The sequence below is a fragment of the Aquipseudomonas ullengensis genome (genome assembly GCF_014174475.1).
Classification (GTDB): Bacteria; Pseudomonadota; Gammaproteobacteria; order Pseudomonadales; family Pseudomonadaceae; genus Aquipseudomonas; species Aquipseudomonas ullengensis.
This window is the reverse complement of sequence record NZ_JACJUD010000002.1, coordinates 560,154-572,327: the sequence shown is the minus strand read 5'-3', so window position 1 is coordinate 572,327 and position 12,174 is coordinate 560,154. Positions and strand designations below refer to the sequence as shown.

The window sequence follows — 12,174 nt, the reverse complement described above, 5'->3', positions numbered from 1 at the left end:
TCCCTAGACTGGGCTCATCCGGTAACCCGCCGGAATCGAGACAAGGAGATACACCATGCGCAAGACCCTCATCGCCCTGCTGCTTGCCACCTCGCTGCCGACCCTGGCCTTGGCCACGCCGGCCGACGGTCCGCGCGGCCCGGCCCACGACTGCGACATGTCCGCCCATGGCGAACACCACGGCCCGCGCAAGGGCGACATGTTCAAGGACCTCAACCTGACGCCCGAGCAGCGCGAGCAGTTCCGCACGCTGATGCATGAGCGCAAGGATGATCCGCGCGCCATCACCCGCAAATACCTGGACAAGCTGCCGCAAGCCGAACAGCAAGCCATGAAGAAAGAGCTGGAAACCGCGCGCCTGGATCACGACAAGGCCGTGCGTGCCATCCTCACTCCGGAACAGCAGAAGGTGTTCGACCAGCACAAACAGGAGATGGAGAAAAACCGCGCCGACCGTGCAGAGTTCGACACCTGGAAAGCCGAACGCGACAGCAAGAAGCAGTAATCCCAGCCTGACCCGAGCCCGGCCTGCACACCTGCAGGCCGGGCTTCATCTATTTCCGAGGAGTACCCATGCGTTCTCTGTTCTGGCGCATCTTTGCCAGCTTCTGGCTGGCCATCGCCCTGGTCGCCGGCTTGTCCATGCTGCTCGGCCACGCGCTGAACCAGGACGCCTGGATTCTCGGCCACCACCCCGCCGTGAAGACGCTGCCGGAGCAGTGGAGCCAGCTCTACGAAGGACCGAACGGCCCGAGCGCCGCCCAGGACTTTCTGGAGCAGCGCAAACGGGATTTCCATGTCGACACCCAGGTGCTCGATAACAGTGGCCAATCACTGGTCAACGGCACCTTCCCGCCGCGCGCCGTGGCCTTCGAGCAACGTCACGGCGGCGATCGGCGCATGCCCTGGCGGCGCATGACCGAGGAATACGTCAGCCCTGTCACCGGCGAGACCTACCTGTTCATCTACCGCATCCCGCACCCGGAGCTGGATGCCTGGCACCGCAGCAGCCTGTTCTGGCCGCTCAGCGCCCTGGGCATCGCCCTGGTGGTGCTGACCTTGCTCAGCCTGTGGCTGACCCTGTCCATCACCCGCCCGCTCGGACGCCTGCGCGGTGCGGTGCATGACCTCGGCCAGACCGCTTACCAGCAGAACAGCCTGGCGCGCCTGGCTGACCGTGGTGACGAGTTCGGCGTGCTGGCCCGCGACTTCAACCGCATGGGCGCGCGCCTGCAAGGGCTGATCGGCAGCCAGCGGCAATTGCTGCGCGACGTCTCCCACGAGCTGCGCTCGCCCCTGGCGCGCCTACGCATCGCCCTGGCCCTGGCCGAACGGGCCGGCCAGGTGGAGCGTGAACAACTGTGGGGGCGCCTGACCCAGGAATGTGATCGCCTGGAAAACCTGATCAGCGAGATTCTTGCCCTCGCCCGCCTGGACGCGACGCCAGGCACCGCGCAACCGATCGACCTCGCCGCCTTGCTCGACGAACTGCAGGCTAACGCTCAGCTCAGTGCGCCCGAGCAGCACCTGCGCATCCAGCGGGACCCGCAGGCTGTGCTCAATGGCTGGCCGGACATGCTCGGCCGCGCGCTGGACAACCTGCTGCGCAATGCCATGCGCTTCAGCCCGGCAGGGCAGCCCATCGAGATACAGGTGGAAAAACAGCAGGACAACCTGCTGATCAGCGTGCGTGACCACGGCCCGGGGGCGCCGGATGAGTTGCTGGAAAAACTCGGCGAGCCATTCTTCCGCGTCCCCGGCCAACAGGCCGCCGGCCATGGCCTGGGGCTGGCTATTGCGCGCCGCGCTGCCGAGCGCCACGGCGGCCGCCTGCTGCTGGGCAACCACCCGCAGGGCGGCTTTGTCGCCACCCTAGAGTTGCCGTTGAACGCAGTCGTTTAACCCAGTAGACGGGTGTCAGCCCTGCCAGGCGGCCACGTAATCGTCCGGATCGAGCGCCAGCGGCACGCGCCGCTCGCCCTCCACGCTGCCCAGGTAGACGAAACCGACAATGCGCTCGCCCGCCTGCAACCCCAGCCCGGCCATTACCTGGGCGTCGTAGCTGAACTCACCGGTACGCCACATCGCACCGAAGCCCTGCGCATGCGCCGCCAGCAGGATGCCCTGCGCCGCACAACCGGCCGCCAACAGCTGCTCCTGCTCCGGCACCTTGGGGTGACCGGTGATACGCGCGATCACCACCACCAGCAACGGCGCCCGCAGCGGCATGGCGCGCGCCTTGTCCAGCGCCTCCGGCTTGGCCTCTGGGTTGCTGGCCGTCAGCGCGGCGGCGAACAGCTCGCCCAGTTGCTGGCGCGCCGCCCCTTCCACGGTGAGAAAACGCCACGGCCGCAGCTGGCCATGGTCCGGCGCACGCAGGGCGGCACGAAACAGCAGGTCGCGCTGGGCCGCATCGGGTGCAGGCTCCAGCAAACGGCCCACGGATACGCGATTGAGCAACAGATCGAGGGCTTCCATCGGCCTTCTCCTCGGGAATCAGGCCGGCATTCTAGCCGATTCCACACCATCACCCGGCAGCCTTGCGCAGAGCAGCACGCACAGATGCAGAATCAGCGTCTGCGCCGATTTACAGGCGATGCGCCAAGCGTAGAATGGCGCCCTCCGCCCTGGCCTGTTCGAGCCTTACTTCATGGCATTGCCGACTCTGCGCGTTATCGGCTTCATCCTCGGAATTTTCCTCATCACCCTGGCAGCGAGCATGGTCATCCCCATGCTCACGCTGTTCGCGTTCGAGCGCACCGATGACCTCAATGCCTTTCTCTGGTCGAGCCTGATCACCTTTATTGCCGGCCTCAGCCTGGTGATTCGCGGGCGCCCGCAACACATGCACCTGCGCCCGCGCGACATGTACCTGCTGACCACCGCCAGCTGGCTGGTGGTGTGTGCCTTCGCCGCCCTGCCGCTGGTGCTGATCACCCACATCAGCTACACCGACGCGGTGTTCGAAACCATGTCCGGCATCACCACCACCGGTTCCACCGTGCTTACCGGGCTGGACCAGATGTCGCCCGGCATCCTGATCTGGCGCTCGATGCTGCACTGGCTGGGTGGTATCGGTTTCATCGGCATGGCGGTGGCGATTCTGCCGCTGCTGCGGGTCGGCGGGATGCGCCTGTTCCAGACCGAGTCCTCGGACTGGGGGCAGAAAGTCATGCCGCGCTCGCACATGGCCGCCAAGTACATCCTGTACGTCTATGTGCTGCTCACCGGGCTGGCTTTCCTGGCCTTCTGGGGCGCCGGCATGACCCCGTTCGAGGCGATCAACCATGCGATGTCGCTGATCTCCACCGGCGGTTTCTCCACCTCGGACATGTCCCTGACCAACTGGAAACAGCCAGCGGTGCACTGGGTCGCGGTGGTGGTGATGATCCTCGGCAGCCTGCCCTTCACCCTCTACGTTGCCACCTTGCGCGGGCATCGCCGGGCGCTGATCCGCGACCATCAGGTTCGCGGCCTGATCGGTTTCCTGCTGCTCAGCTGGCTGCTGGTCGGCACCTGGCTGTGGATGAATTCGGACAATGCCTGGCTGGATGCGCTGCGCATCGTCGCGGTCAACATCACTTCGGTGGTCAGCACCACCGGTGTGGCCCTGGGCGACTACAGCACCTGGGGCGGCTTCGCCGTGCTGCTGTTCTTCTACCTGACCTTCATCGGCGGCTGCTCCGGCTCCACCGCCGGCGGCCTGAAGATCTTCCGTTTCCAGGTCGCCTTCGTGCTGCTCAAGGCCAACCTGCAGCAACTGGTGCACCCACGCGCGGTGATCAAGCAGCAGTACAACAACCACAACCTGGACGAAGACATCGTCCGCTCGCTGATCACCTTCTCGTTTTTCTTCACCATCACCATCGGCGTGATCGCCATGGGCCTGACCCTGACCGGGCTGGACTGGGTCACCGCGATCACCGGCGCTGCCACCGCCGTGTGCAACGTCGGCCCGGGCCTGGGCCCGATCATCGGCCCGGTCGGCAACTTCGCCCCCCTGCCGGACGCCGCCAAGTGGCTGCTGACCATCGGCATGCTGCTCGGGCGTCTGGAAATCCTTACCGTGCTAGTGCTGTTCACCCCGGCCTTCTGGAAACACTAAGCCAGCGCTCGCCTACCCTTACCTCCACCGACACAACGGAAGCCCTTAATGTCCTTGCCGACCCTGCGCACCCTGGCGCTCATCAACGGCATTTTCCTGATCACCCTGGCCATCAGCATGCTGGTGCCAGTGGCGACCTTGCTGGTCTACGAGCAGCCGCAGGACATCCACGCCTTCCTCTGGTCGAGCCTGATCACCTTCATCAGCGGCATGAGCATGTTCCTCCAGGGCCGCGGCCGGCCGAGCCAGTTGCGCCCGCGCGACATGTACATGCTGACCGTGTCGAGCTGGGTCCTGGTGTCGTTCTTCGCCGCCCTGCCGTTCCTGCTCGGCCGCCACACCAGCTACACCGATGCCTACTTCGAGAGCATGTCGGGCATCACCGCCACCGGCGCCACCATCTTCAGCGGCCTGGACAGCATGTCGCCGGGCATCCTGATCTGGCGCTCGCTGCTGCACTGGCTGGGCGGTATCGGCTTTATCGCCATGGCCGTGGCGATCCTGCCGATGCTGCGCATCGGTGGTATGCGCCTGTTCCAGACCGAATCATCGGACCGTTCGGAAAAGGTCATGCCGCGCTCGCACATGGTCGCCAAGTACATGGTGGTGGCCTATGTCGGCATCAGCCTGGTGGCCACGCTGGGCTTCTGGCTGGCCGGCATGGGGCTGTTCGACGCGATCAACCACGCCATGTCGGCTATCTCAACTGGCGGCTTCTCCACCTCCGACGGCTCCCTCGGCAACTGGCAACAGCCGGCGGTGCACTGGGTCGCGGTGGTGGTGATGATCCTCGGCAGCCTGCCGTTCGTGCTCTACGTCTCGATGATGCGCGGCAACTACACGGCGCTGCTGCGCGACCAGCAGGTGCGCGGTTTCCTGTTCATCCTGCTGGGCAGCTGGCTGCTGCTGGCCACCTGGTACTGGGCCACCACTCGCCTGCACTGGCTGGAAGCCCTGCGCCACGTGGCGGTGAACACCACTTCGGTGATGACCACCACCGGCTTCGCCCTCAATGACTACAGCCTGTGGGGCGGTTTCGCCAGCATGCTGTTCTTCTACCTGGGTTTCATCGGTGGCTGCTCCGGCTCCACCGCTGGCGGCCTCAAGGTGTTCCGCTTCCAGATCGCCTACATCCTGCTCAAGGCCAACCTCAAGCAGCTGGTGCACCCGCGCGCGGTGATCAAGCAGCAGTACAACCGCCATCGTCTGGACGAAGACATCGTTCGCTCGATCCTGGCCTTCTCGTTCTTCTTCACCATCACCATCGCCACCCTGGCGCTGGCCCTGACCCTGTGCGGCCTGGACTGGATCACCGCGCTCTCCGGCGCCGCCAGCACGGTATCCGGCGTAGGGCCGGGCATGGGCCCGATCATCGGCCCGGCCGGCAACTTCTCCAGCCTGCCGGACAGCGCCAAATGGCTGCTGACCCTGGGCATGCTGCTGGGACGCCTGGAAATCCTCACCGTGCTGGTACTGCTGCTACCGACCTTCTGGCGGCACTGATCGCGCCGCACGACGCCGCTGTAGGAGCCAGCTTGCTGGCGATCGGACTCCGCGAAAGAGCATCGCCAGCAAGCTGGCTCCTACAGGGGTGAGAGGGTCAGAGACGCGCGCGGTATTCGCCCGGGGTGGTATCGAACCAGCGGCGGAAGGCGCGGAAGAAGTTGCTCGGGTCGGCAAAACCCAGCAGATAGGCCACTTCCAGCAGGGTCAGATTGGCCTGGGCCAGGTACTGCCCAGCCAATTCGCGGCGGGTGTCGTCGAGCAACTGCTGGTAGCTGCTGCCCTCCTCCTGCAAACGGCGCTGCAAGGTCCGCTCGGACAACAGCAAGGCCTGCGCCACCGCCTCGCGCTTGGGTTCGCCCTGAGGCAACAGGCGGCAGAGCACCTGGCGCACCTGATGGGTCACCCGGCTGTCGGAGAAACGCGCCAGGTAATCACCGGCAAAACGGTCATGCAGTTGCGCCAGGCCCTCGTTGGCCGACGGCAACGGCGCATCCAGATCGGCGCGTTCGAAGACAATCCCATAGTGCTCGGCGTTGAAGCGCAAGGGCGCCTGGAACGCCTCGCGGTACGGCTCCTGGTTCTCCGGCGGCGGCCCCTGGAAGCTGACCAGGCGCGGCCGCATCGGTTTACCGGTAAGCCAGCGGCAGAATGCCAGGGTGTGCGCCAGCGACGCCTCCGCACTCTGCCGGGTTGCCGGCAAGCGGTCGCCGTGGATAGCGAACACCAGCTCATAGCCATCGACCGTCGGGTGGAAGCTCACGTCGGAGCCCTCGGCGATGATGCGCTGGTAGCGCACCAGGCGGCTGAAGCCTTCCTGCAGGTTGCGGCTGGACATCAACGCATACCCGACCACATGAAAGGACGTCGGCCGCACCGACAGGCGCGCCATGTTCAGGCCGATTGCCGGGTTGCCGCTGGCCTCCACGGCCAGCTGCCACAGACGGGTCATGCTGTCCTGCGGGAAGCGCGCTTCTGGGTCGTCGAGGGCGCTGTAATCCATGCCCAGGCGGGCAAACAGGCTGCGGCAATCAACGCCACCCAGTTCGAGGGCCTGGGCGATCGTGGAAGCCCAGCTGGAGGAAGTGGTGCGTTCGCTCATGGAGTTGTTCTTATGCTGGTCAATCACGGTCTGGCGCCAAGAGGATACTAAACTGGCCCTGTATGTCACTGGCCGCACAAGACAGTCGCCCTACACTGCCAGTCGACAATGACAGGAGGTGTGCCATGAGCACTGCAACCACCGAACGCTACCAGAGCTTCGCCGAGTTCTACCCCTACTATCTGCAAGAACATAGCAACGACATATGCCGCCGCCTGCATTACGTCGGCAGCCTGCTGGTGCTGAGCCTGATCGGCTATGCCGTGTTCACCCAGCAATGGCTGTGGCTGCTGGCCGTACCCTTCGCCGGCTATGGCTTCGCCTGGGTTGGCCACTTCGTGTTCGAGAAGAACAAGCCAGCCACCTTCCAGTACCCCTTCTACAGCCTGATGGGCGACTGGGTGATGCTCAAGGATGCCCTGACCGGCCGCATTCGCTTCTAGCAACCTCGCGGCACACCGTACCAGTCCCGATAAAACAACAAGAGGACGCCTGATGAACGCTCAAGCTCGTTTCACCCATATGGAAGATGGCAGCGCCGATGACTGGGCCATCATCGCCCAGGATTTCGTCGCCTACGCCAAGCAATTGCCGGATCGCATCCTGACTCACCTCAAGCTGCTCGACGGTGACTTCGGCGGCTTCCCAGTAGACCGCCTGACCCACTCCCTGCAAACCGCCACCCGCGCCCATCAGGACGGTCGTGACGAGGAGTACGTGATCTGCGCGCTGCTGCATGACATCGGCGACACCCTGGGTTCCTACAACCACCCGGACATCGCCGCGGCCATCCTCAAGCCGTTCGTCAGCCCGGATTACCACTGGATGGTCGAAAAACACGGCATTTTCCAGGGCTACTACTTCTTCCATCACCTGGGCATGGACCGGCACCTGCGCGAGCAGTTCAAGGACCACCCGCAGTACCTGGCAACCATCGAGTTCTGCGCCAAGTACGATGCAGCGGCCTTCGACCCGGAATTCCAGAACCTGCCACTGGAGTTCTTCGAGCCCATGCTGCGCCGCGTTTTCGCCCAGCCCAAGCAGTCCATCTACACCGCCGCGATGGACCGTCAGTCAGCCTGATAGCCACCCATTCGGCGGCGCTACTTGGCCGCCGAACGGGTGCTGGTTATGATCCCCCTCCTGCTCTAGGGTCTCCTCGCGCTTCATGCGCAGCCCCTAGCCATGGCTCAGGTCTTGCAGACCCTCCAGGCGCTCGATAGAAGCGTCAGAAAACTACCGGGGATCGTTTCACCCAATGAAGTCCGCACTGGAAGCCGTCAAGGCTCAACCCGCGCCCCTGCTGCGCGAGTACTACTCCCGCGTACTGGCCTACATCGCCACGGCTGCCAGTATCGCCGCCGGCACCTATGACCAGCACTTCACCTACAGCATTCTGTGGATGGTGCCCTACGCCCTGCTCTACCCGCACCTGGCCTACCACCTGGGCAACCGCTTCAAGCGTGACTACCCGGAACAGAGCGCCCTCACCCTGCTGTTCATCGATGCTGCCCATGCCGGTATCGCCGCAGTGATGATGGGCTTCTCGGTGGTACCGGGGCTGATGTGCCTGCTGATCCTCAGCTTCAGCTCAATGATCGCCGGCGGCCTGCGCTATGTCGGTTTGTCGCTGCTGGTGGCTGCTGGCGGCATGGCCCTGACCACCGCCCTGGTACACCCGGAGGTGCGCGCCGCGACGCCCATCCTGGTAGCGCTGGTCAGCATCCTGCTGACTACCCTGTATATCGGCATCACCGCCTTCTTCGTCCACGAACAAGGCACGCGCCTGACGCAGATGCGCAGCGAGATAGCCCGTGAACAGGAAAAGGCCGCGCGCCTGGCGCGCAACCTGGCCAAGTACCTGTCGCCGCAGGTCTGGCAGATGATTTTCAGCGGCAAGAAGCACGTGCGCCTGGAAACCCAACGCAAGAAGCTCACCGTGTTCTTCTCCGACATCAAGGGCTTCACCGAGCTGTCCGAAGAGCTGGAAGCCGAACAGCTCACCGACCTGCTCAACACCTACCTGACCGAAATGTCGAAGATCGTCCTGAAATACGGCGGCACCATCGACAAGTTCGTCGGCGACAGCATCATGGTGTTCTTCGGCGACCCGGCCAGCCAGGGCGCCAAGAAAGACGCGGTGAACGCCGTGTCGATGGCCATCGCCATGCGCAAGCACATGAAAGTGCTGCGCCAGCAGTGGCGCGCCCAGGGCATCACCAAGCCGCTGGAAATCCGTATGGGCCTGAACACCGGCTACTGCACCGTGGGCAACTTCGGCGCTGACACGCGCATGGACTACACCATCATCGGCCGCGAAGTGAACCTCGCCAGCCGCCTGGAAAGCTCGGCCGAATCCGGCGAAATCCTGATTTCCCACGAGACCTACTCGCTGGCGAAAGACGTGATCATGTGCCGCGACAAGGGCCAGATCACGGTCAAGGGTTTCAGCAAGCCGGTGCAGATCTACCAAGTGGTCGACTTCCGCCGCGACCTCGGCGCCAAGTCCAGCTACGTCGAGCACGAGCTGCCGGGCTTCTCCATGTACCTGGATACCAACGGCATCCAGAACTACGACAAGGAAAAGGTCATCCTGGCCCTCAGCCAGGCAGCCGAGAAGCTGCGCGACAAGGTCATCCTGTAAGCCAGCGAGCTGCCCAATAAAAAACGCCGCCCTCTTTGCAGAGGGCGGCGTTTTGCTTTTCAGGCGCAGCTACGTTTGTAGAGCCGGCAACTCGTCCAGCTGCACCAGCTCGCCATCTAGCAGCGGCTGCTGGGCCAGGAATTCCAGCGCCGACGCACGCCAGGACTGCCGCGCCGCATGCTCCGCACATTGCCCACGATCCAGTTGCAGCGCGGCCAGGCAGGCCTGTTGCAGGTCCTCGCCCATCACCCCGGTCACGCCCGGTTCCAGCACATCCAGCGGCCCCGGCACGGGAAAGGCCGCCACCGGCGTGCCACAGGCCAGCGCTTCGAGCATGACCAGGCCATAGGTGTCGGTGCGCGACGGAAACACCAGCACGCTGGCACTGGCAAAGGCTTGCGCCAGCGCCTCTCCCTGCTGATAACCAAGGAACTGCGCCTGCGGATAGGCCGCCTGCAGCTCGGCGCGCTGCGGGCCGTCACCGACCACGCGCTTGTGCCCCGGTAGTTCCAGATCGAGAAACGCCTGCAGGTTCTTTTCGGCCGCCAACCGCCCGACATAGAGGAACACCGGCTCAACCGGCGCCTCGCCCTGCGGCCGGAACAAGCGCGTGTCCACCCCCTTGCGCCACAGCTGCAGGCGCTCCAGCCCCCAGTCGGCAAACTCCGCGCGCAACCGCTCGGTGGTTACCAGCACGGCCTGGCTGGGACGATGGAAGCGCCGCAGGTAGGCATAGCCCCAGCTCAGCGGCAGCGCCGGCCAGCGCGTATTCACGTATTCGGGAAAGCGCGTGTGGATGGCGCTGGAGAACGCCAGGCCACGCTTGCCCAGCCAACGCCGAGCGGCCCAGCCCAGCGGCCCCTCGGTGGCGATGTGCACGCAGTCGGGACGGAACTCGCGCAGGGCCGGGCCCACGTTCCACAGGTCCCAGGCCAGCGGAATCTCTGGATAGCTCGGGCACGGCAGCGCGCGGAAATCCGCCGGCGACAGCAGCTTGACCAGATGCCCCAAGCCACGCAGCTCGCCGACCAGCGCCTGCAGGCTGGTAACCACGCCATTGACCTGCGGCAGCCAGGCGTCGCTGACGATGAGAATCCTCATGCCACCTGCCCAAGGCCAAGCGACTCGGCTTCGCGGGCCTGCTCTTCGGCCAGGCGATAGAGCTGGATGCTGCCATCCAGATGTTCGATCAGCGCCGAGCAGGACTCCACCCAGTCACCACAGTTGAGGTACTCCACTTCGCCCACCTTGCGGATCTCTGCGTGGTGGATGTGCCCGCAGACCACGCCGTCGAAACCGCGACGCGTGCATTCGTGGGCGATGGCTTCCTCGAAGTCGCTGATGAAGCTCACCGCTGTCTTAACCTTGTGCTTGAGGTACGCCGACAGCGACCAGTAGCCATAGCCGTAGCGCTCGCGCCAGTGGTTGAGCCAGCGATTGAGGGTCAGGGTGAAGCCGTAGGCCGAGTCGCCGAGAAAGGCCAGCCAGCGGTGGTAGCGGGTGATCACGTCGAACTGGTCACCGTGGATCACCAGCAGTTTGCGGCCGTCGGCAGTGACGTGGCTGGCCTCGTCGACCAGACGGATATTGCCGAGAATCAGCGTCGAGTAGCGGCGCAGGAATTCGTCGTGGTTGCCGGTGACGTAGATCACCTCGGTGCCGCGCTTGCTCATGGTCAGCAGGCGGCGGATCACATTGGTGTGGGCCTGCGGCCAGTACATGCCGCCGCGCAGCTTCCAGCCGTCGATGATGTCGCCGACCAGGTAGACCTTGTCCGCCTGGTAGCGCTTGAGGAACTCCGCCAGGCGCTCCGCCTGGCAGTCGCGCGTGCCCAGGTGCACATCGGAAATCCACAGGGTACGCACGCGTTGCTTTCTGCTGGGCTTGCTGCGCTCGGCAATGCTCATCGACATTCTCCGCTGGGTTTAGCGCGAGCTTGCGCGCCAGCGGTGACCCCCATGTGACAGGCAGACTGCAAGTCGATGACAAGCCACGCGCCGCGCCCTGCGGTGTAGACTGCCGGCTGATTTCCGGAGCGCTCGCCATGCAGCCGATCCTCACCCTGCGCCACTACCGCCACGAGCAGATCACCCACAGCCACGAACATCCGCAACTGGTGTTCGGCCTGTCCGGCCGCCTGGATTTCGAAGTGGCCGGGCGCGGCTGCCAGGTGCTCAGCCAGAGCCTGGCCGTGGTCCCGACTGACGAGCAGCACAGCTGCGCCAGCCCCGCCGGCAGTCACTGCCTGGTGCTCGACGTACCGACCGATGACTGGCTGCAACAGCGCCTGGGCCAGCACGCCGATGCCAGCCGACGCCTGCTGGAAACACCTGGCCGGGTGCAGCTCAATCCGGCGCAAAACCAGTTGGTGCACTGGCTGGCGAGTAGCCCGATCGACGACCCGGTGATCGCCCAGCAAGGCGCCGCCCTGCTCCTGGCCAGCCTCAGCCATTCCCACCCGCCACAGCCCACTCGCCTGCCGCTCAGCGCCATCGACGCCCACATCGACCGGCATTGCGCGCACCCGCTACAGGTGGCCGACCTGGCGCGCCTGTGCGGCCTGTCGGCGGCCCGCTTCCACGCCCGCTTCATCGCCGAAACCGGGCAGACCCCCATGGATCACGTGCGCAACCGGCGCCTGCAACTGGGCCGCGAGCTGCTGCTCGGCAGCGCCCTGCCGGTGAGCGAGGTCGCTGCGCGGGTCGGCTACGCCTCGCAAAGCGCCTTTACTGCCGCCCTGTCACGCCAGCTCGGCACCACGCCACGGCAATTGCGCCGCGAGTCCCGCGATAAAAATCGCGAGTAGCGCGACAGACCGCA

Annotated in this window: 12 protein-coding genes; 8 read left to right on the top strand and 4 right to left on the bottom strand. The window is 64.9% G+C overall.

Translation table 11 applies throughout. The annotated features are described in order from the left end of the window. Window positions 1-55 precede the first annotated feature (55 nt). Together H3H51_RS08020 and H3H51_RS08015 are read left to right on the top strand one after the other, a co-directional pair. The gene (locus H3H51_RS08020) at window positions 56-505 is read left to right on the top strand and encodes a Spy/CpxP family protein refolding chaperone (protein ID WP_183088525.1); all 450 of its coding nucleotides are present in this window, start codon (window positions 56-58) and stop codon (window positions 503-505) included. A gap of 68 nt (window positions 506-573) precedes the next feature. Next, entirely contained in the window at window positions 574-1,902 is a 1,329-nt protein-coding gene (locus tag H3H51_RS08015; protein WP_183088524.1) for a sensor histidine kinase, read from the top strand. A 15-nt stretch (window positions 1,903-1,917) separates the two neighbouring features. Here H3H51_RS08015 and H3H51_RS08010 read toward each other — a convergent pair whose 3' ends face one another. Continuing rightward, window positions 1,918-2,478, bottom strand: a complete 561-nt coding sequence (locus tag H3H51_RS08010; protein ID WP_183088523.1) for a nitroreductase family protein — start codon at window positions 2,476-2,478, stop codon at window positions 1,918-1,920. 172 nt (window positions 2,479-2,650) lie between these two features. On the opposite strand from H3H51_RS08010, the gene H3H51_RS08005 reads away from it, so the two are divergent. Both H3H51_RS08005 and H3H51_RS08000 read left to right on the top strand, forming a co-directional pair. Continuing rightward, window positions 2,651-4,105: a TrkH family potassium uptake protein gene (locus tag H3H51_RS08005; protein ID WP_183088522.1), complete on the top strand. Its 1,455-nt coding sequence runs from the start codon at window positions 2,651-2,653 to the stop codon at window positions 4,103-4,105. A 48-nt stretch (window positions 4,106-4,153) separates the two neighbouring features. After that, window positions 4,154-5,608: a TrkH family potassium uptake protein gene (locus tag H3H51_RS08000; RefSeq protein ID WP_183088521.1), complete on the top strand. Its 1,455-nt coding sequence runs from the start codon at window positions 4,154-4,156 to the stop codon at window positions 5,606-5,608. A 97-nt stretch (window positions 5,609-5,705) separates the two neighbouring features. Here the strand turns inward: H3H51_RS08000 and H3H51_RS07995 are convergent, their stop codons facing one another. Then, window positions 5,706-6,710 (bottom strand): AraC family transcriptional regulator, encoded by a 1,005-nt coding sequence (locus tag H3H51_RS07995; RefSeq protein ID WP_183088520.1) that lies wholly within the window; start codon window positions 6,708-6,710, stop codon window positions 5,706-5,708. A 125-nt stretch (window positions 6,711-6,835) separates the two neighbouring features. Between H3H51_RS07995 and H3H51_RS07990 the strand changes: the two genes are divergently transcribed. From H3H51_RS07990 to H3H51_RS07980, 3 genes are all read left to right on the top strand, one after another. Continuing rightward, window positions 6,836-7,153, top strand: a complete 318-nt coding sequence (locus H3H51_RS07990; RefSeq protein WP_183088519.1) for an Mpo1-like protein — start codon at window positions 6,836-6,838, stop codon at window positions 7,151-7,153. A 52-nt stretch (window positions 7,154-7,205) separates the two neighbouring features. Continuing rightward, window positions 7,206-7,793, top strand: a complete 588-nt coding sequence (locus H3H51_RS07985; protein ID WP_183088518.1) for an HD domain-containing protein — start codon at window positions 7,206-7,208, stop codon at window positions 7,791-7,793. Window positions 7,794-7,968: 175 nt separating this feature from the next. Continuing rightward, window positions 7,969-9,354, top strand: a complete 1,386-nt coding sequence (locus tag H3H51_RS07980; RefSeq protein WP_183088517.1) for an adenylate/guanylate cyclase domain-containing protein — start codon at window positions 7,969-7,971, stop codon at window positions 9,352-9,354. 69 nt (window positions 9,355-9,423) lie between these two features. On the opposite strand, the gene H3H51_RS07975 is transcribed toward H3H51_RS07980, so the two are convergent. Together H3H51_RS07975 and H3H51_RS07970 are read right to left on the bottom strand one after the other, a co-directional pair. Then, a complete protein-coding gene (locus H3H51_RS07975; RefSeq protein ID WP_183088516.1) occupies window positions 9,424-10,455 on the bottom strand; it encodes a glycosyltransferase family 4 protein in 1,032 nt (343 codons plus the stop codon). Beyond that, window positions 10,452-11,261, bottom strand: coding sequence for a UDP-2,3-diacylglucosamine diphosphatase (locus tag H3H51_RS07970; RefSeq protein ID WP_183088515.1), 810 nt, complete (start codon window positions 11,259-11,261; stop codon window positions 10,452-10,454). The genes H3H51_RS07975 and H3H51_RS07970 overlap by 4 nt, the downstream gene beginning before the upstream one ends. A 137-nt stretch (window positions 11,262-11,398) precedes the next feature. Between H3H51_RS07970 and H3H51_RS07965 the strand changes: the two genes are divergently transcribed. Continuing rightward, window positions 11,399-12,160 carry an AraC family transcriptional regulator gene (locus H3H51_RS07965; protein ID WP_183088514.1) on the top strand — a complete coding sequence of 254 codons (762 nt, stop codon included), beginning with the start codon at window positions 11,399-11,401 and terminating at the stop codon, window positions 12,158-12,160. Window positions 12,161-12,174 lie beyond the last annotated feature (14 nt).